The organism is Haoranjiania flava (assembly GCF_025631005.1).
In the GTDB taxonomy this organism is placed as follows: Bacteria; Bacteroidota; Bacteroidia; order Chitinophagales; family Chitinophagaceae; genus Haoranjiania; species Haoranjiania flava.
In genome coordinates this window covers 227,121-248,100 of record NZ_JAOTPL010000003.1, presented here as the reverse complement: position 1 = coordinate 248,100, position 20,980 = coordinate 227,121, and the positions used below count along the sequence as shown (strand labels likewise).

Sequence of the window (20,980 nt, the reverse complement as noted above, 5' to 3'; positions counted from 1 at the left end):
CTGATTGCATTATTAAAAGGACTATAATAGTTAACAGCCCATTTAAAATGAGTCTTCTTTTTTTTCTCATTTCTTATTTTTTATTGGTTATTAAATAATTTTTCTGCGTTATTGTATGTGCTTTCTTATTCCTGAATATATCGTACATAAAGATAAAATATTTTGCAAAAAAATTAAGATATTAGCCTAAATGAAATATAATATTCATTCTTTTTTATTAAATTTATATATATAAAATATATTTTTACAATGCTATATACATTATAATAGTGTAAATTTATAAAGATAAACGTTTACATAGAATTTATATTAATATATGTTAAATAGCCAAATCATTGTTATAATATTAATACGGTAGTTGTTTCTAAAGGTAAATTGTCATAAAGCTTTAAATAAAAGAATGATATTGCAATAAGAGCGGGCCCATAGCCTGCATAAGTTCTTAAGTCTAATCATCCAAGAAAAAATGTGTGCGAGAGAAAGGGGTTTCTTAAGAAGCCTAAAAAAATGGTGGCTAACATCTGCAAAAAAGCAGCGCTCATATTCTTAATAATAAAAAACCGCCTCAAATCAATTTGAGACGGCTCCTTTACTTTTAATAATTTTATATATTATTTAGGTCCTACACCATAATCAGGATTTTGCTTATCAAACCATAAGCGTTCCTGATTAAGTATGGTTGGCGTATTAACTCCAGTAGTAAATCCTTGCTCTTGAACGGCTTTCATAGCATTTTGGAAATTTTTACTTGACTCCAGAGGCGCATTAATCATAAATCTACGTGGAATAATTAAGTCATTACCACCACTTCCTAAGAATTTTTCCCTTGGTAATATAGTACTATTTGAAAGAAATACTCCCGCTCTTCTTACTAAAGTCCACAAATCATAAGGCGTATTTGCGAAATTAATAAACTGTTGAATGTATACTTTCTCAAGAGCATTAGAAGATAAATTATAAGAAGGTTGAGCTAATAAATTATCAATTTCTCCAGGCTTTAATTTAATAGAAGCTTGAGATGCCATATCACCAGAATAAACAGGATCTGTATCATAATATGGAAACTTATTACTTTGGGCTATTGAATTCATTCTTTCAACAGACATTCTTACACCTTTATTAAGATATTCCTGTGCAGATTTAGGTAGATTAGCACCAAGTAATTTAAATTCAGCAAAGTACAAATTAGTTTCTGCAGATGAGCCTAAAATAAGATTGTATCCAGGATAGTTATCCTTTTGTTCTATTACCCTACCATTGACTTTAGTAGGGTAGGTGAAGTTAAGACCTGTACGAGTAAGAAATTCGGAGTAACTTGAAGTAGAAGAATAAGTTTTGTTAACATCTCCTATCGTAATTTTATTTCTTTCGCTTTGCTTAAAATATTCATCATATTGTGTCTCAAACGTTTTCTTTGGCGAGACAGGCACTCCATAATATCTTACCCAAGGCTCTCCCGCTCCTTTCCAGCTTGCGAAATTGCCATTAGCATCAAAGTTAATATTGTTCAAGATATAAGATGGCAAAGGTTTTTTAACATCAATAAATTGTTGAACAACCTCAGCATTAAAACCGTTTTTGGTGAAAATAAATCTTACACGAGGATCTTTATTTTGCACTAAAAAATCAACAACGTTTTTTGCGGCAGAACCTGGTTGAGTTCCATTATTAGTACCATAATATTTAATGCCCCTGTTGTAAATGAAATCATCTTCGAGAGCATCCATATAACCAGCTGAAGAATTAGCTACTTCTTCTGCAATTTTCAATGCCTTTGCCCTGTCTGCGTTAATTAGACGGGCTGCAATTCTTAATTTCAACAAGTTACAGAACTTAGCCCATTTTTTATAATCCCCTTTATAAACAAAGTCCTCTACGCCAATTTCGAATCTGTTGGGCACATTAGCTGTTAGGTCATGAATAGCTGTGTCCAATTGACTTAACCATGTATCAAATAATTTTTGTTGGTTATCAAAAACCGCGGTTAAAACAGGAGGATTTGTACTTAACGCAATACCGGCCTCTGTATATACGATTGATCCTATATTGTCTGTAACTGTTATTGCGGGCTGAATAACAGCAGGAAAGGTTATAGCTCTCATTGCAGCCATTCTAGCTTTTTCTTCTGCCGGCATTTTATCTACTCTTAATCTTACGTCAATGGCATTAGGTATAAGATTTCTGTATAAATTCTGATTGTCGTAATTAGTCATTTCCACAAAATTTTCACTATTACCAACCCCTGTTGTAGTCAGCTGTGACCAGGGAAAAACATAGTCAAAATTATTGTAAAACCACACTATATAATCATCATTATACATACTTTCTACAGTGCGGGCTACGGAATATCTCAAGTCAGGGTTTCCAACAATAGATGGATCAGTGTTAAGGGATGCCCATTTTTCTTTGCTGCATGAAACAGAAGATAAAATGAAGACGATCAGTGTTATTCTTAATATATTTTTCATTGTTTTTATTTTATAAATCAATACCTAGGGTGAATGTATAGCTTCTGGTGTAGGGTATAAAATTACGTTCAAAGAAAGATTCTTTACTACTTGTACCTCTAAAACTTTCGGGATTTATATGATTGGGTAAGCTATTATGCAGATATGCTACGTTACGAATATTTAATCCTAAAGTAAGATTTTTAATTGGTGTACTGCTTATCCATTTTTTAGGTAAATTGTATCCGAAATAAATATTACGCAATGCTATGTAGCTTACTTTACTAAACCAGTCGTCGTTAACAACACCTCTAGACCATGAATTATTGAAATAAGTATAATAGCTTGCGTGCACAGGCTCAACGTATCCTTTTTCATAAGCTTCTTTATAAGTCATTCCGCCTACATCCTGTTTGGTACCTGCTGGCGTCGTAACCATCTGGCCTTTATTAAAAATACCCTCTGGAATAATTCCATCTGTGAACGTCTGGCCTTTAGTATCTGCATATTGAGACGTCCAGGTTATGCCGCCATGAGCAGCATCTCTTCCGTATAAGGACGTTGCCAGCCAGCCATTAGCAGTGCCATATCTATTAGAGAAAGAAGCCATATGACCTCCAAATCTTGCATCTAACTGAATCGATAAATTAAATCCTTTGTAAGATAAATCGTTGATCCATGAACCTTCGAAATCTGGTTGCATTTTACCAACTTCTTCAACTTTTCCGCTTCTTGTATAAAATGCACCTCTATTGCCATCATTCCAGGTTAAAACTTTCATTCCGTTACGAGGATCACTGATATTATTACCTTTATCATCTTTAGACTGCCAAACCAAAGGCTTGCTATCACTCATTAGCACACCATAGTCGCCACCGTCATAAGCTACTGAAGCTACTCTAAAGTTTCCATAGGACGGATGACCACCTAACACCATATATGCTCCGTAATCTTTATGCAAATTTAAAACCATTGTTCTGTTCTTCCAGTAATTAAACGTAGTATTCCATCTAAATCCGTTAGTACTTTTTACCGGAACAGCATTTACAGTTAGTTCAATACCCCTGTTTCTTAATGAACCAATATTTGTCAATAAATTATCATACCCAACTACAGACTCTACAGGTACCATGCCTATTTGATTATTGATTATATCATTATAGAATGAGAAATCGAAACCAAGTCTGTTTTGAAAGAAGCGAATATCTGCACCAACTTCGAAAGAGTTCTTTTTTTCAGGCATAATATCTTTATCAACTAAGATGGAAGAAATACCATTGGTATATACAAAATTTCCTCCATTCATTTCATATTTTCCTATTGTATAACCTTTATTTATAAAGAAAGGGTCTGTATCACTACCAACCTGTGCCCACGATGTTCTCAACTTTGCAAAAGAAATTGATTGGGGCAGTTTAAATGTTTCATGTGCTAACCAGGAAACAGATACAGAAGGATAGAAGTAAGAATTATTCCCTGTTCCATCAGAATAAACTAATGCAGAGGACCAGTCATTTCTTCCTGTAATATCTAAGAATAATTGATCTTTGTAGCCAAAGTTAGTTAAAAAATAAAGTGAGTTAATTTGTTTATTACCTTGTACTTTTCCTTCCGTTAATATATTCTTTTTAGAATTCTCTAAGAAATATTGGCCGGGAACAATCAAGCCTCCATCTGTCCAGGATCTGGTATATGACTTGTCCTGTTTCCACATTTCACCACCTGCTACTAAGTTGAAAGACCAATTTTCATTTATATCTTTATTAATATTGGCTGTAAATTTTCCTGTTTTACTCAAATCCTCCGTGTGGCCTAATAAATACTTACCTCCATCATTTGCATATCCGGAACCTAATTCTTTATTTTCAGCCTTTGTGGTATAGTAATTCATATTACCTTCTAACATAAGTAACAACCAGTCAGTTACTTTTGCCGAAAGCTTTACAACAGGTCGCGTAACAAGATCTTTTTGGACACTGTTGTTTAAATTATAACCAAACCAAAGGCTCTTTCCTGGAACATCTGCATATTTATCGCCATAACTTCCGTTTGGAATACCCCCATGCGCAGCTTGCCAGTATTCCTTATTTTTAAATTTATCTGTGTTGTAGTAATTCTTAAAAGTTCCATCAATAAAATATTCGGCCATATCATTCCTTGGATTAGAAGAAGTGGAGGTAGTAAACGATACCGACGCTTCCGCTTTTAGCCACGTTGCCAGATTGTATGCTCCACTGAATAATAATGAATTTCTCTCAAATTTATTATTAGGCAACATGCCAGTGCGGTAAGTGTAAGCATCCGATAAATAGAAATTTCCTTTTTCATTTCCTCCACTCAAAGCAACAGAAGTAGTACTTAAAATTCCTTTTTTATAAGCATTGAGCAGATTATTCCTATTTGGAGAATAAGTAGTTTCAGTACCATCATAATCTATAATTTTTCTTCCGTCAAATTTAGGCCCATAGCCTACACCTGCAGGATGTCCTATTTTAGTAGGAATACCTTTATCATTCAAATAAAATTGATTCTGGTCAAAGCGGTAATAACCTCCATTTGGATTCTTTTCACCATAACTAATATATCCTGCTATATCTCCTTCTCCATATTCATATTGCAGATCAGGAATTTTATATGCATGATCAATGCCTAAGGTTTGTTTAATAGATACTCCTATTCCTTTCGCACCTGCACCATCTTTAGTAACTATGATAATGGCACCATTCATACCACGAGAACCATATAAAGCCGTAGCTGCTGCACCGCGTAAAACGGTTACGCTCTTATAATCATCTGGATTTAAATTTTTGAGCATATTACCAAAATCATCAGAACTTGTATTCCAGTCTGCAGAGGCATTTGAAATGCCATTTTCTAAAATTACACCATCCACTACAAAAATGGGCTGATTATTATTAGAGTTTAAAGATGAAACACCTCTCAACTGTATTTTTGAATTCCCAAAAAGTCCTCCATCCGAGGTTGTAATACTAACACCAGGAGCCTGACCTTGCAAGCTTTGAACAGGATTTACAGTATTGGTTTTAGCTAAATCATCTCCTTGAATAGTTGTCATTCCATAACCAATTTTTCTGTTTTCTCTTCTGATGCCGAGTGCTGTAACTACGATTTCATTACCTGCTATTGTGACCTCAGGCTGCATAGTTATATCAACTATATTACCCTTAACTTCACCATATTCAGTAATATAACCCACATAAGAAAACTCTAGAACATCTCCATTTTGTGCTTTAATAGAGTATATTCCATTCATATCTGAAACAACCCCTGTTGTTCTTCCTTGTACTTTTACTGACACATTAGGTAATCCCGTGCCACTTGTATCTCTTACAGTCCCCGTAACCGTCCGCTGGTTTTGTGCAAACCCTGTTTGCAATAATAAAAGGGTAAATATGCTTAACAACCCTTTTAAAATGAGTGTTCGTGTTTTTCTCATTTTTTTTTCTTTTATTGTTATTGAATTAAAGTCTTTATATTTTTAATCTGTTATTTTAGTCTCCCTGCCGATCATTTTGCGCAGCTTCTCTTTCTGCCGGGCTTCCTGGTATATTTCTTCAACATTAGACATTACCAATATAGCTGCTCCTATCAGTTCAGATTCGTAGCCCATCTTAGAAACACTGATTTCCGTAAAACGGGCAAGCTTGGGTATGCACATTTCATTCAAAGCCTGCTGCATCGGCGTGAGCCAGATGTTGCCCATCAAAGCCCCTCTTCCGCTGAGGATTATCTTGCCGGGATTAAACAAGTGAATCAGTATAGCTATGCCGCTGCCAATGTTGTAGCCTACTTCTGAAACCAGCTCTATGGCAAGGCTGTCTCCATTGGTAACCGCATCTGCAAACAACTTGCTCTTCTCTTCGTAATTTTTATCTGCTGTAAGCCTGCCTGCCATAGAACTCTGCTTACCTTCTTTTATCCTCTCTTCCGCAGTATTGATCATGTATATAAAAGAAGACTCTGTTTCAAGGCAACCGATCTTGCCGCAACTGCAGAGCTTACCATTCTTAAACATGGGTATATGGCTGAACTCTCCGGCGAAACCATTTGCGCCCCTGTACAGCTCTCCGTTAATAATAATGCCTAAACCTACACCCCAGTTGAAGTTGATGATCATGGAGTTATCAGTGGCCGAGCCGAAATAATACTCTGCCAAAGCTATAGAACTGGAGTCGTTCTCTATAAAAACAGGAATACCGGTACTGATCTTAATCTGCTTGGAAATATTAGCTCCTAAAAATGTATAGTTATGCCCCGCCTTAGGATCAACAAAACCCGGCATGCCTATGCCTATGCCTGCTATGCGGTCTTTGTCTATCTCAGAATCTTTAATAACTTTTACGATTGCTTCAGTAAGGGTCTGCAGCGCTACATAATTGTTGGTAAGGGGCAGCTCTACTTTGGTTACAGGCGTTACAAAATTATTGTGCATATCCATGATCACTATGCGCGTGATCAGCTGGTCCATGGCTACCGAAACTATATACATTAAATCTTTGCGCAATCTATACATCAGCGGGCGCCTGCCACCACTGGAAAGTGCGTAACCATTCTCTTCAACAATCTGATCTTCAATCATCTCGTTGAGAAACTTGCTGGTCAATGACAAGCTTTTATTCATCTTTTTGCTCAGTTCCATACAGGATATGTTACCGGCAAAATATACTTCACGTATTATTGAACTTTTATAAGAAACTTCTTTCATGGGCACATCATTAAAACTGATGTTAGTATTATTCAAAGACAAAGTAAAATAACTTTTACCAAAAAAACAAAATGTTTTTATAAAAATATAATTATTTAGATAAAATTAGTTAACTAATAAACCATAAGAAAAAAATTTTTTAACTATACAACGAATATTATTTACACAATAAATAATGGAAATCCATTGAGAATCAGCAAGAACGACTGTTCTTATACTTAAAACACGCCTTAATGTTTTTAAAGATTTATTGCTATATTAGCTGTATAAAAAAGTTTTATGCCCCACGAAGCTATTTCGGCGTTTGATATCTTTAAAATAGGAATAGGCCCGTCCAGTTCCCACACGCTGGGGCCCTGGAAAGCGGCTATGAAGTTTATAGATGGTGTGAAAGAAAAATATACTTTATCTGCCGTAAAAAAATTGCAGGTATTGCTGTATGGCTCGCTGGCTAAAACGGGTAAAGGCCATGGCACTGACCTGGCTGTAAAAATGGGCTTGCTGTATGAATGCCCAGAAACTACTCCTGTAGATGATATCTATACCAAAATGGAGCAGATTGAAAAAAGCCGCAAACTAAATCTGGGTGGCGTGGCAGCAATAGACTTCCATCCGGATGAAGACATTATTTTTCTGTATGAAGAAAGCTTGCCTTTTCACCCCAACGCCTTAAGCTTTCTGGTAACGCTGCAAAACGGGGACTCGTTCAGTGAAACCTGGTACTCAACCGGTGGAGGCTTCGTGGTAAAGGAAGGCGACACCAACGATCTGAATAAAAATTTCTCGGAGCTGGCTTTCCCTATAGATGACGCCAAAGATCTTTTATTCTGGTGCATCAAAACAGGTATGCCAATCTACAATATTGTATTGGAAAACGAGCAGAGCTGGCGCAATGAAGAGGAAACAAAAAAAGGCATGCTGCACATTTGGGAAACCATGAAATCATGTATTTACAGGGGCGTGCACCAGAAAGGAGAATTGCCTGGCGGGCTGCATGTAAAAAGACGTGCTTATGATCTCAATGAAAAACTGGTAGATAAAAGAGTATACACCTCTTTTGAAGAATGGATTACAATCATTAAAAATTCTTCCACGAATTTCCAGTCCATACTGGACTGGATCAGTTGCTTTGCTTTAGCGGTGAACGAGGAAAACGCTTCTTTCGGTCGCGTGGTTACAGCCCCAACGAACGGGGCAGCAGGCGTGATTCCTGCGGTGCTGCTCTACTACATTATTTTTGCAAACGGCAATGACGATGAGAAAATCATTCACTTTTTACTGACCGCATCGGAGATCGGCAGCATTTTCAAAAAAGGCGCTACTATTTCGGCTGCTATGGGCGGTTGCCAGGCAGAGATAGGTGTGTCTTCAGCCATGGCAGCGGCTGCGCTTACCGAGAGCCTGGGAGGTACGCAAAAGCAGGCATTAATGGCGGCGGAAATAGCAATGGAACATCATCTGGGCCTCACCTGCGACCCGATTGGAGGGCTGGTGCAGGTGCCTTGTATTGAAAGAAATACAATGGGCGCTATTAAAGCCATTATGGCTTCCCAGCTTGCGCTGCAAAGCTCTCCAGACTATGCAAAAGTATCGCTGGACAAAGTAGTGAAAACTATGTGGGACACAGCATTGGATATGAACAGCAAATACAAGGAAACTGCTGACGGCGGCCTGGCCATCAACGTACCTTTAGGCATGAAAGAATGTTAGCCATACATATATTTTTTGGAGATTAAAATCTCCAGATACGGGTTCGACATTGCAAATAACGAACAGCTTATTCATCTGCGGAACTACAATCCTATCTCCTGCCTTCATAATAGCCGATACAATATCCCCAGCCGTTATCGCCTGGAGGCGAGAGAATAGTTCTTCAAAGCGAAGACGCTTTGAAGAACATGAGGTGAATGTACTTCGGTCCGTCTGAAGACTCCAGAACCGTCGGAGCACTTCGCTTATAATGACGCTCGGCTGCAGGCACAAGCGGACGCTTGCGCCTGCAGCCAATTCTCTTGAAATATATATTTTTTATGTAAAGGAAACTTTGTGTATCCCTCGCATCCATTGTGTTTAAAGTACCACATAGAAAGCTATGTCAGGTGAAAATACCTGGCATGGCTGCGAAATATAGGACGACGCAGAGGAATGATGCTGTTAATAAATGAACAAGCTATCAAGTGAACATAATAAGAACTACACAACCAACAATTAATCAAATAAACAATCAATATCATAACAAGATCACAGCCTAACAAAACAACAACTCAACGATTAAACAAATAAACAATCAATATTATAACAGGATCACAGCCTAACAAAACAACAACTCAACAACCAACAATTAATCAAATAAACAATCAATATCATAGCAAGATCACAGCCTAACAAAACAACAATTCAACAACTCAATAATTAAACAAATAAACAATCAATATCATAAAAGGATCACAGCCTAACAAAACAACAACTCAACAACCAACAATTAATCAATAAACAATCAATATCACAACATAATAATAACAGCACTCTTCTACAATCCCCAGGTCCTTCCTTTCATAATTGCCGGAACGCCATCGCGCAGCCACGGAGCAGGCGGAGCATCTTTTAAAAGCCAGTCAAAAAATTGTTGTTCACGTACGGAAATATCTTTCCTGTTCTTTCGCTGCATAAGATTGTGTTCCTCATCATTGTAATTCAATAACCATACAGGCTTATCAAGCCTGCGCATGGCAGTAAACATCTCTATTCCCTGGTACCAGGGCACCGCGCCGTCATTGTCATTGTGCATAATAACCAGAGGTGTATTTATAGCCGGAACATAAAACAGCGGTGAATTTTCTTTATACAATTCCGGTTTTTCCCAAATAGTGGCGCCAATACGGCTTTGCGTCTTCTCATACTGAAACTGCCTGTTCATGCCGGTTTGCCACCTGATGCCACCGTAAGCACTGAACATATTTACAACGGGTGCGCCCGCCCAGGCAGCTTTGTACAGATTTGTCCGTGTAATTAAATGTGCAGTCTGGTAACCTCCCCAACTCTGTCCCTGCAAGCCAAGCCTGGTACTGTCTACATACCCAAGCGCGGTCAGGGCTCTTGTGCCGCTGACAATATAATCATAAGCTGACTGACCCGGATAACCGGTTTTGTACCAGATATCCGGCACAAAAACAATATAGCCGCGGCTTACGAAGAAGCTGATGTTTAATCTGGAAGGTGTAGGCGCTGGCGCAATATAGTCATACAACGTTTCATTATTTCTTTCATAGAAATATACAATCATCGGGTATTTCTTGGATGCATCAAAATCTTCCGGTTTATAAACAATGCCTTCGGTAAGTTTTCCCGTGTAAGCAGTCCATTTAAACAATTCGGCCGTACCCCAATTATAATTCACCTGCTGGGGATTTATAGAAGAAAGTTTTATTTCCTTACCTGCATGCACATATACATCCGGAGATTGTATGTAATTTTCTTTTGTATAAAGAAACACGCGTGCATCTTTTGCTTTGGTAAGTGAGCGATACTTCACCGGCTGAAATTCAGTAATATTGCGCCATACAGTACGCTTGCCGGAAATAGCCAGCTCTGCATAAAGGTTTTGTTTGGTCTCTTCGCTAAACCTGCTGAAGTACAGAGGCGATTGCAGATCAATGAATTTTTCATCATCATCTACTTTTATATACCTGGAAGATATTTTCCCGGCTCTTCCGGAAGGGAATAACAATGAAGATTTGCCGGTAGCAACATCTACTTTCCAGGTATCATACCTGTCATAAATAAGTACAAATGCATCATCCCTGGTCCAACCGGCAATACCGTGATTGTCCGGGTTCATAGGCATATCATTATCCTCATCATATACCGGATAAGGAATATCGACAGTTTTTAAATCGTTTTTTTCTGCATTATAAATGCTATATTTTTTTGCATTGGCATCATACAGCAAAAGATATTTTCCGGTGTAAGAGTCATATGTATTGCCTTCGAAGTTTTTTATGATAAGCTTTTTATCACCGATAAGCGAATTAACTACATAAATATCTTTAGCAAGATAACCTGCCCATTGTAAAGCTGGTGTATAGGCATTGGTAGAAATCAGATAAAAATATTTACCGTCACCTTCTTCAGTAATATCAACTTTTGAATAGGTACTGTCTTCGAGCTGATACAGATTATCATTCATAACATTCCATACTGCCTGGAAACTTCTTTTCAGGTCGTCTTTCAAATTTGATAGCTGCATGGTTTGCAGGGCATAATCTTTATGGCTCCAGATGTCTACATTCACCCTTTCGAACTCAGGCAAAGCTGTATCTTTTAGCGGCAAAATATAGTTTGTACCAAAAAAAAGCAAATCTCCTTTTTTACTGAATTTAAGCCTGCTATTCTCACTTATCCCCCAACCCTGCTTCATTCCTTTGGAATGGCGGGTAGCTATTTTTTGTGCAACATTGTTTTTAGGCGTATAATAATAAAGGTCGTAAAACTTCAGCAATGATTTTTCACTACTGTCTTTTTCAGCTATAAAAGCAAGCTGATGTTCTTTTTCATCAAATATCATGGAGCGCACATCATTCAACGATCGCAGAATAGTATCGGTCTTCAGTGTATGGAGGTTTACAACGGCAACTGCCTTCTTCTTAGTGGTATCTATTGCATCTTTCAAGCTTATAGCAACATAATTACCCTTTGCGCTAAATTGGCAATCCTCTGCATTGTTGTATTTTAAAACTATATTTTTTAAAAGATTCTTTACAATAAGCTGATTTTTATTAAGCGTATCGGCTTTGCTTTGAGGGGTGTCTTTTTTTACAGGAACAGTATTCAATCCCTTTGCTTGTGCCAGTTTTACAATCTGCTGCAAACTATCAATATTTCTTTGCAGTGTTGTAATAGCTACTACCGAATCTTTTTTAGGTATTTTTTCTTTTTTCTTTTCAGAAATATCAACGGTGTATGCCAGCCAGGGGCCGGCTTTTTCCGGTAGTCTGAAACTTTTTACATCTGCTATTTTTTCTATTTTTCCATTAAGCAAATTCACAATAGCAAGACTGTCCTTAGGCATTTCATCCGATTTTTTCTTATCGATCTTCGCCTGCCGGATAGCTTTATAAAAAGGCTTTATTTTGCAAACAAAATAATTTCCTTCTTTTGTAAATTTGCCTGCATAGCCTCTTGGTATTTCTGCCAAACCATTACCATTCTTATGCTTCAGCACCATGAGCGAATCGCCTTCCTGTGGGCAAATCATGTAAGCGAGGTACTTACCGTTATCACTCAACTGTAAAAACCGCGCAGATTGCCACCCATCGTACACACTATGATCCAGGGGTTTCTTTTGTGCCGCTGAAAACAGAGGAAATAATAAAACAGATATAAAAATGAACTTTTTAATTCTTAACATGAATATACTTTTTTGAATACATACAAATATAATTGTGAGAAGCTTATATTTCAAGATTATAACACTCTTTCTTCATCGCTGTCATGAAAATAACGCCAGACTTTTGCTGCACGCGATGCGCCGATCTCTGCAGTAAGCTCCCGCTCAGTAAGCTGTTTTATCTGCGCTACAGACCGGAAACGCTTCAACAGTTGCTGCGCAGTATTTTTGCCAATACCGGGAATTTCTTCCAACTCATTTTTGAAAGTGCCTTTCGAACGTTTATTCCTGTGAAACGTAATGCCAAAGCGGTGAACCTCATCCCTTATTCGCCTGATTAATTTCAGAGAATCGGAATTCCAGTCGAGCTTCAGGGATTCTGTATCATTGGGGTAAAAAATTTCTTCCTCATTTTTTGCCAGGCCTATCACCAGCATTTTATGCTGCAGGCCAAGCGCTGTCACTGCCTCCATTGCAGAGCTTAACTGCCCCTTTCCACCATCAATAACTACTAACTGAGGCAGGGGCTGATCTTCTCTTAAGAGGCGGCTGTAACGCCTGTGCACAGCTTCTTTCATCGTGGCAAAATCATTGATGCCTTCTACTGTTTTTACGTTGAAATGCCTATAATCTTTTTTAGAAGGAATGCCATCCTTGAAGCATACCATCGCAGACACAGGATAAGAGCCCTGGAAGTTAGAGTTATCAAAACACTCAATGTGCGCGGGAAATTCAGGGATCTGCAGATCTTCCTGCAATTTGTACAATACTTTTTTGCGGTCCATATCCTCATGGCCTTCAAGGTTCAGTATCTTTTTCTTTCTTAATTCTTCTTTGAAATAGTTTACGTTTTTATCGGAAAGGTCAAGCAGTTGCTTCTTTTCACCACTTTTAGGTACCGTAATTTTTATATGATCACCCGGGTAATCTATCGGGAAGGGCACAACAATTTCCGTTGCCGGGCTGTTAAATTCTTCGCGCAGGTTTATAGCAGCAAATGCAAGCACTTCATGTTCACCTTCATCCAGCTTCGTTTCCAGCTCTACGGTGTGTGTGTTAATGATAGTACCATTTTCCACCATCAGGTAATTTACATAAGCGATATCACCGTCTTTCAAAACTGAAAATACATCCAGTGTACCCAGCCTTGCGCTCACAATTACAGAGCGTGCCTGGTATGCCTCCAGGTGGCTTATCTTTTTCTTAACCAGTTCTGCTTTTTCAAATTCCAGGTTCTCTGCATGTTGCTGCATTTCTGCTTTTAACTGGTGCAGCAAAGGCGTAAGATTGCCTTTTACAATTTGCCTGATCTGTTGTATAGACGCGGCGTAGTCCTCTTCGGTCTGCAGGCCTTCGCAAGGGCCTTTACAGTTTCCTAAATGGTACTCAAGACATACTTTGAACTTCCCTTTAGCTATGTTGTTTTGTGTGAGGTTTAGTTTACAAGTGCGCAATGGGATGGTTTCTTTTATAAAGGCAAGTATCTCGCGAACGCGATGTACACTGGTTATGGGGCCTATGTATTCAGAGCCGTCGCGGATCTTATTCCGCGTAAGATATACTCTTGGAAAGGGTTCTCTTTTTACCACGATATAAGGATACGTTTTATCATCCTTGAGCATGATATTGAACTTCGGCTGGAATTGTTTAATAAGTGAATTTTCCAGCAGAAAGGCATCCTGCTCTGTATCAACAATGGTGAATTCTATCCTGGCAATCCGCAATACCAGTTCGTGTGTTTTATAGCCGGCATTATTTTTATTGAAATAAGAGCTTACACGCTTGCGGATGTTTTTGGCTTTGCCTACATAGATAAGATTATCTGCCGCATCGTAATATTTGTAAATACCTGCGTTATTCGGGATAGTGTGCACAATCTGTCGGAACTCATCAGCAGTCATCACGCAAATTTAGCAAATACAGAACTTAGATAAAAATTAAGGTTTACGCTTGCTGAAGCCATGTGCAGCGCAAGCCAATTATCATATTAAAACATTAGAAGGGATATGCTGCTTACCAGTGTATATTTATCACCAGCTATATTCTTTCACAGTATCAACAAATGCCTTCGCATGGTCTACCGGGATATTAGGCAATATGCCATGGCCAAGGTTGGCTATATGCCTGCCCCGGCCAAACTTCTGCAGCATTTCCCGGGCTTCTTTCTGTATCACCGGTATCGGCGACAGCAGTTTAGCCGGATCGAAATTTCCCTGCAACGCCACGCTATCTCCTGCCAATGCACGCGCAGCCTGCGGTTCAATGCACCAGTCTATTCCCAGTCCGTGCGCACCTGTAGCAGCCATTTCGCCAAGGGAACTCCAGGCTCCTTTGGCAAATACAATGGTTGGCGCTTCTTCTTTCAATGCCTGTACAATCTGCCGGATATACTGCAATGAGAAAATTTCAAAATCCTGTTTGCTGAGCAACCCGCCCCAACTATCAAAGATCTGTACAGCATCTGCGCCGGCAGCAACCTGGCCTTTTAAATAAGCGATGGTTGTGTCTGTGATCATCTGGAGCAGGGTATGTGCCAAAGCAGGCTGCTGGTAACAAAACCCTTTGGCCTCGTCAAACGTTTTACTGCCTTTGCCTTGTACCATGTAGCACAGCAAAGTCCACGGAGCGCCGGCAAAGCCTATGAGCGGCACACGCCCGTTGAGTTCTTGTTTGATTAGTTTAATAGCCTCAAAAACATAACTTAATTTTTCATGTACATCGGGCACAAAAACGCGGTTGAGATCATCGCTTGTTTTTACAGGCGCGGGCAGCCAGGGGCCCATTTTTTCAACCAATTGTACCTCCAGTCCCATTGCCTGCGGTACTACAAGAATATCTGAAAATAAGATAGCAGCATCTACTCCTACAATATCTACAGGTTGTAAAGTGATTTCACACGCCAGCTCAGGATTCTGGCAACGCTCAAAGAAAGAATACTTTTCACGAAGCTTAATATACTCGGGCAGGTACCTGCCTGCCTGCCGCATCATCCACACAGGCGTGCGCTCTACAGGTTCGCCTAAAAGTGTTTTTATCAATAAGTTGTTCTTTAAAGTAGCATCTTTTTTCATGTGTTAATATTTAATTTTTCTGTTTGCCACACGGAATAACCAAAACCTTCATTCTTTATTATCATTCCCGGTTGGTATAGATTCTTAATCTTTATGGTTATTTCATGTGTATATTTTTTATTTTTCTTTATGGTCACATGGAATAGCCTTTATTCATTCGCGGTTGGTATGCAACTTTGCTATTTCATGTGTGTATTATTTTATCGCTGCGAAATATAGTTAGTATTTTATTATTTCACGCAAAGCCCGCAAAGGGATTGCGCTAAGCTCGCTAAGATGTTGTTTATTTTCAATTTCCATAACTATTACTTTGACTTGGCGCTCTCTGCGTAAAAATACTTTGGCGCACTTTGCGTGAACCTTCTTATTCCTCATCCCGGGAAAAAATAACCATACGCTATGTCAACCAATTCCTCTTCTGAAGGAAAGCTGCACTCTGAAATATTGCCTGAATAATTCTTCAATGCCTTGGTAGTGGATGGTCCTATTGAAAATAACGCTGTTTCTTTAGATATACGGTTTACAGAAAAATAACTTTCTACACCGCTGGGGCTGAAGAACAGTATGCCACTAAAATTCTCATCCAGCAGTACCGGCGTTAGAGAAGTTTTATACACGACTATTTCCTGTAAATTAAAACCTGCATGCATCAATGCACCGGGTATAGTATCCAGCCGCCTGCTACCTGAAAAAAACACAATATGCCGTACATCACTATGCGCCAAGATCTTTTCGGCCAATAATTCACCGGTGGGTGAGCTGTCTAAAATTTGAACTTTGGTAAATAATTTTTCTATGGTTTTCCGGGTTTTTCCATTGATGCAAAACACCTTCCACTTTGGCTGGAACTGTAGTTTTTCAGCAACCGCATACACCGCATTTGCACTGGTAAAAATCACATGCAGCCCTTGCTGGGCAAGGCTGTTTACCAGGCCGGCATCAGCATCGGTTAATATACTTTCAGTTTTAATGAAATTGTGCTGGAACACTGATGCGCCTTTGTTTTCAAGCATAGCTGCACTTGCCGGGGAAAGTACTTTAGTAGACAATATCTTGATGTGGCTCTGCAAAATTTATTTATTTATTGAGCGTATCTGTTCAACAATTTTATCTGCACCATTTGCCAGGAGCTCCTGAGCACAGCCAATGCCAACCTCGGTTGCATCTCGCAAATCCACTTCTTTTTCAATTTCCAGTATTTCGCTTCCGTCTAAGGCAATGATATTGCCGCTAAACTTCAATTTATTGTTTTCTACCTGCGCCAAAGCTGAAACAGGTGTGGAACAGCCGCCCATTAATGTTTTCAGGAAGTCGCGCTCATTGTTTACACTCAGCATTGTATCCTGATCGTTGAGAGGTGCGCATATTTCTTTCACTTCCACGTCCTCTTCCCGGCAAACAACCGCTATAGCGCCCTGCGCGGGAGCCGGCAGCATCCAGTCGATCTCTATTGCATAAGCCGGGCGTTCGTCCAGCCGTTCTAAACCGGCAGCAGCGAATATGGCGGCATCCCAATCATTATTCATGAGTTTCTGCATACGGGTCTGCACGTTGCCACGCAGGTTCTCAACCCTGATCTTAGGAAATTTATTCAGCAAAGCTGCTTTTCTTCTTACTGAGCCCGTAGCGATCACACCCTCTGCAATCCGCTGCTCATCTACATCTGAATAAAAATATTTTTCCAGCACGTGCTCATTCTTATATACAAAAAGATCTTTGTAATTAGCTCTTTTTAAAACTGCAGCCGTTGCAATACCCTGGGCCAGTTGCGTAGGCACATCTTTCATAGAATGTACGGCTACATCAATTTTATTACTCAGCAGGTAAGCATCGAGCGTTTTGGTAAATACGCCCTGCACGCCCATTGCATACAATGGCGTTACCAGGTCAAGATCGCCTTCACTTTTTACTTTTACCAATTCACACACACAGCCTTGGATTTCAAGCATTGCTTTTACCTGCGATGCCTGCCATACGGCTAACCTGCTATCACGTGTTCCGATGCGGATGATTTTTTCCATTAAATTTTCAGGATGATTTTTTCTGCGCAATAAAATCGTTCAAAGCCTCCAGGTAAATACAACCCGGCCTGTGGTCGGCGCGCATTTTTACAGCCATTGTTTTTATTACACGATGAACGGTCATGTCTTTTTCCTGCTGATTGTAATCCATTACAAAAACTTTATTGTTCAGATCAAGCATTTTTTGTTTTGCAGTGCGGATCAGCGGTGCATTTTTACGCTGTTTGTACCAATTGTAAAATTCGTCTGCATGCTCCATGATGATCTTCTTAGCTTTCGGCACTTCGGCCTCGCGCATTTCCAGGGTTTCATCATTGATCTTTGAAAGGTCATCAACGTTTGCAAGGGAAATATGTTCCAGCTCCTTTACGTTCACATCAATATTGTTGGGTACAGAAAGGTCTATTAATATTTTGTTACCGCAATCTTTAAAATCTTCTTTGCTCAACACGGGTGTTTCTGCATTCGTTGCCACGATTACCACATCAGCTTTTCGCAATTGCTCGCTATAATTTTCGAACGGTGCAAAATCAATGTCAAGGTCTACTGCCAATGCCTGTGCTTTTTCGTTGGTACGATTTACAATGGTAATATCTTTTACTTTCAAATAGTCTTTCAGGTTCTTACAGGTATTCTTCCCGATCTTGCCAGCTCCTATAATGATCACTTTTTTGTTCCTGAAAGATTGTTTGGTTTTCTTTAAATATTGTATTGCAGAGAAAGCTACAGAGATGGTGCCACCACTGAGCTTTGTTGTATTCTTAATAATCTTAGACGCCTGAAACGCAGTGTTGGTAAGCCTCTCCAAAAAAGAAGAAATAGTGCCGCACGCTTTTGCAGTCTTTACCACGCTTTTGAGCTGACCTACGATTTCATAATCGCCCAGTATCTGCGAGTCAAGACCTGCAGAAACATTAAACAAATGCTCGGCAGCAAAGCAGCCATTCTTGATATAGCCTTTTTCAAGCAAAACCTCTTTGGAGCCTTGTGTAAATTCACACAGCAGGTCTACAAGATCTGAAGCCTGGTCTGCTACGCCGTAAACTTCGGTCCGGTTACAGGTAGATAAAACAAAAAGGTCTGTATAATTGAGCGATTTGGCTTTGCCCAGCAACATCAGGTATTGCTCAGGAGATAAAGCAAAACTACCGCGTACGCCAATGTCGTTTTTCTTATAATTAATGCCCGCTACAAATAAATGTTGAATATCCATTAAGCACGTTTCAGTTTCTCTGTCATTGTAAATCGACGACAAAGTTAACCATTAACTTTTTGTTGGCGTGGGCGAACTGTCACTCCAATGTCATATTATTTAACGTATTCAGCTTTTGCACCACACCTTCACGCCTGAGGATCAGATATCCCAGCCGGTCGTTGCTGATACCGTCTTTAAGTTTGTAGCTGAATTTAAGATAATCGTCCTCACCGACTTCCGTTTCAAAGTATTTAAACTGGATATTCGGATACTGCTTCAGGTTATCCCCGATCTCGTATAAGTGGGTAGATAAAATGAACAACGCATTTTCAATTCTGCGGAAACCTTCTATCACCGCTGTACTGCATTTCATAGCATCCTGTATGTTGGTGCCTTTAAACAATTCATCTATAAGAATGAGCCAGTTCTTGCCGTCTGTAATTTTATCAATGGTCTTGTTGATGCGCTGTACTTCGTTGTAGAAATAGCTTTCACCTTTCAGCGTGTTGTCGGAGATATCAATATTACTAAGCAAACCGTCAAACCTGCTTATCCTGACGCTATCCGCAGGCACAGCCATGCCAATGCTGGCCAGGTAAACCGTGATGCCCACAGCACGTATAAAGGTGCTCTTGCCTGCCATATTTGCACCGGTAAGGAACATGAAATTATTTTTTTCTGAAATAGAAAAATCATAGCCTACCGGGTTTACCAGCAAAGGATGCCAGAGATTTTGTGCGGTAATATAAGGGCGGTTGCTTTCTACCACCTCCGGGAAGCTAAAACCGTGGCGAATACAGGCTTGTGCCATGCTGTACCATGCGTCCATTTTATAAAATATGGTTTCCAGTTCGCGCACGTCGTTCTTTGACCTGTAGAAGTAAAAGCCTGCTTCAATAATCACCGAAGCAGGAATTTTCCTATCGTTGTGGTAGTTTTTTATTTTTTGAAACAGCGGCTTTGCCAGCAGCATCTTAGCCCTGTCTACAGTCACTTTTAAAATTAGCGGGTTATCGTCATCATCAAGCAATTCTATAAGCTCATACATGCCTTTGATAAAGGAAAGCATATGCTTTACTGAGTAGCGGGCTACCACATAATCTCCCCTGTTGAAGAATGTATAGAAAAAAGTTTCCATAGCGCCGGCGCTGTGAGGAATAGATGCTATAGGGCTTTCATAATATTTATCGAGCACCATCATGGTACCATTGGTAATCGTCGCGGGAAATTCAGGGAGTTTTTCCATGAACTTTTTCAGTATCTGCTGTGTGGTGTGTATTTTACCAATATCGTCAAACGGGTTGCTGACAAAGAACTTCAGCCAGTCGCGCCCGCCGGTGGTGCGTGTGTAGTCCAGCAAATGCAAAACACTTTCTTCTTCAATTTTAGAAAAAATACCCAGGTCGGTCAGTGTGGTTCTGTCTATTTGCATAACTGTAGTTTTAATCCCAGGCCGGGTTAATGGCTTTGATCAGTTGCTTACCCTGCTTATCATACAAATAAAGAAAATGGCCTTCAAGCTTGTAACTTGTAATGGACGGCGCTATCTCCACAAACTTACTTTCCATGGCCATCTGCCCTTCGCAGTACTTATAGGTATAGTTTACCTGGGAAAAGGCAATTGTGCCGTTGTTTTTTGTCGTGGTTTTCCAAAATAAATGATTGCAATCCAGGCTCCCTGTTGAATTTTCAGGGTTGCGAAGATCAATATGGGCATTTACTTTCATCAATTCTTCTTTAGTAAAGCCAGGCATTTCTGTCACCATCCATTTTGATTCCAGTGGTTGAGAAGAGCCTGCCTGCTTGCTGCAAGCGTTACAGAAAATACTGCAGATGACTACTGCTGCTGTCACTAAAACAATTTGTTTCATGTGTTAATATTTAATTTTTCTGTTTGCCACACGGAATAACCAAAACCTTAATCTTTATTATCATCCTCGGTTGGTAAAGATTGCTAATCTTTATGGTTATTTCATGTGTGTATTTTTAATTTTTTCTTTATGGCCACATGGAATAAGCTTTATTCATTTGCGGTTGGTATGCAACTTTGCTTATGGTTATTTCATGTGTGTATTTATTTGTTTTTTCAGTTGCCACACGGAATAACCAAAACCTTAATACTTTATTATCATTC

General features: G+C 39.4%; 12 protein-coding genes. 1 reads left to right on the top strand and 11 read right to left on the bottom strand.

The window, feature by feature from the left end:
- Positions 1-611: 611 nt before the first annotated feature.
- From OD355_RS03880 to OD355_RS03870, 3 genes are read right to left on the bottom strand one after another with little or no spacing between them, the layout of a single operon-like run.
- A complete protein-coding gene (locus tag OD355_RS03880) occupies positions 612-2,468 on the bottom strand; it encodes a SusD/RagB family nutrient-binding outer membrane lipoprotein (protein WP_263037140.1) in 1,857 nt (618 codons plus the stop codon).
- A gap of 10 nt (positions 2,469-2,478) precedes the next feature.
- A complete protein-coding gene (locus OD355_RS03875; protein WP_263037139.1) occupies positions 2,479-5,904 on the bottom strand; it encodes a SusC/RagA family TonB-linked outer membrane protein in 3,426 nt (1,141 codons plus the stop codon).
- A gap of 42 nt (positions 5,905-5,946) precedes the next feature.
- The gene (locus OD355_RS03870; RefSeq protein WP_263037138.1) at positions 5,947-7,209 is read right to left on the bottom strand and encodes an ROK family protein; all 1,263 of its coding nucleotides are present in this window, start codon (positions 7,207-7,209) and stop codon (positions 5,947-5,949) included.
- 243 nt (positions 7,210-7,452) lie between these two features.
- Here OD355_RS03870 and OD355_RS03865 point away from each other — a divergent pair, with 243 nt between their 5' ends.
- On the top strand, positions 7,453-8,883 hold the full coding sequence (locus tag OD355_RS03865; protein ID WP_263037137.1) for an L-serine ammonia-lyase: 1,431 nt from the start codon (positions 7,453-7,455) through the stop codon (positions 8,881-8,883).
- Positions 8,884-9,703: 820 nt separating this feature from the next.
- On the opposite strand, the gene OD355_RS03860 is transcribed toward OD355_RS03865, so the two are convergent.
- The 8 genes from OD355_RS03860 to OD355_RS03825 all read right to left on the bottom strand — a co-directional run bounded on the left by OD355_RS03860 (position 9,704) and on the right by OD355_RS03825 (position 20,717).
- A complete protein-coding gene (locus tag OD355_RS03860; protein WP_263037136.1) occupies positions 9,704-12,580 on the bottom strand; it encodes an alpha/beta hydrolase family protein in 2,877 nt (958 codons plus the stop codon).
- 56 nt (positions 12,581-12,636) lie between these two features.
- Positions 12,637-14,460, bottom strand: a complete 1,824-nt coding sequence (uvrC, locus tag OD355_RS03855; protein WP_263037135.1) for an excinuclease ABC subunit UvrC — start codon at positions 14,458-14,460, stop codon at positions 12,637-12,639.
- A gap of 129 nt (positions 14,461-14,589) precedes the next feature.
- Positions 14,590-15,630, bottom strand: a complete 1,041-nt coding sequence (gene hemE, locus OD355_RS03850) for a uroporphyrinogen decarboxylase (RefSeq protein ID WP_263037134.1) — start codon at positions 15,628-15,630, stop codon at positions 14,590-14,592.
- A gap of 371 nt (positions 15,631-16,001) precedes the next feature.
- Complete coding sequence (locus OD355_RS03845) at positions 16,002-16,700, bottom strand: uroporphyrinogen-III synthase (protein ID WP_263037133.1); 699 nt, start codon at positions 16,698-16,700, stop codon at positions 16,002-16,004.
- 3 nt (positions 16,701-16,703) lie between these two features.
- Positions 16,704-17,651 (bottom strand): hydroxymethylbilane synthase, encoded by a 948-nt coding sequence (hemC, locus tag OD355_RS03840; protein ID WP_263037132.1) that lies wholly within the window; start codon positions 17,649-17,651, stop codon positions 16,704-16,706.
- Between the two features lie 7 nt (positions 17,652-17,658).
- Complete coding sequence (hemA, locus tag OD355_RS03835; protein ID WP_263037131.1) at positions 17,659-18,864, bottom strand: glutamyl-tRNA reductase; 1,206 nt, start codon at positions 18,862-18,864, stop codon at positions 17,659-17,661.
- Positions 18,865-18,943: 79 nt separating this feature from the next.
- Positions 18,944-20,278, bottom strand: a complete 1,335-nt coding sequence (locus OD355_RS03830; protein ID WP_263037130.1) for a MutS-related protein — start codon at positions 20,276-20,278, stop codon at positions 18,944-18,946.
- 10 nt (positions 20,279-20,288) lie between these two features.
- Positions 20,289-20,717: an META domain-containing protein gene (locus OD355_RS03825; RefSeq protein WP_263037129.1), complete on the bottom strand. Its 429-nt coding sequence runs from the start codon at positions 20,715-20,717 to the stop codon at positions 20,289-20,291.
- Positions 20,718-20,980 lie beyond the last annotated feature (263 nt).

Coding starts and splice junctions, on each gene's coding strand:
- OD355_RS03825 (WP_263037129.1), bottom strand. CDS start 20,717: ATGAAACAAATTGTTTTAGTGACAGCAGCAGTAGTCATCTGCAGTATT.
- OD355_RS03875 (WP_263037139.1), bottom strand. CDS start 5,904: ATGAGAAAAACACGAACACTCATTTTAAAAGGGTTGTTAAGCATATTT.
- OD355_RS03830 (WP_263037130.1), bottom strand. CDS start 20,278: ATGCAAATAGACAGAACCACACTGACCGACCTGGGTATTTTTTCTAAA.
- uvrC (WP_263037135.1), bottom strand. CDS start 14,460: ATGACTGCTGATGAGTTCCGACAGATTGTGCACACTATCCCGAATAAC.
- OD355_RS03865 (WP_263037137.1), top strand. CDS start 7,453: ATGCCCCACGAAGCTATTTCGGCGTTTGATATCTTTAAAATAGGAATA.
- hemE (WP_263037134.1), bottom strand. CDS start 15,630: ATGAAAAAAGATGCTACTTTAAAGAACAACTTATTGATAAAAACACTT.
- OD355_RS03880 (WP_263037140.1), bottom strand. CDS start 2,468: ATGAAAAATATATTAAGAATAACACTGATCGTCTTCATTTTATCTTCT.
- hemA (WP_263037131.1), bottom strand. CDS start 18,864: ATGGATATTCAACATTTATTTGTAGCGGGCATTAATTATAAGAAAAAC.
- OD355_RS03860 (WP_263037136.1), bottom strand. CDS start 12,580: ATGTTAAGAATTAAAAAGTTCATTTTTATATCTGTTTTATTATTTCCT.
- hemC (WP_263037132.1), bottom strand. CDS start 17,651: ATGGAAAAAATCATCCGCATCGGAACACGTGATAGCAGGTTAGCCGTA.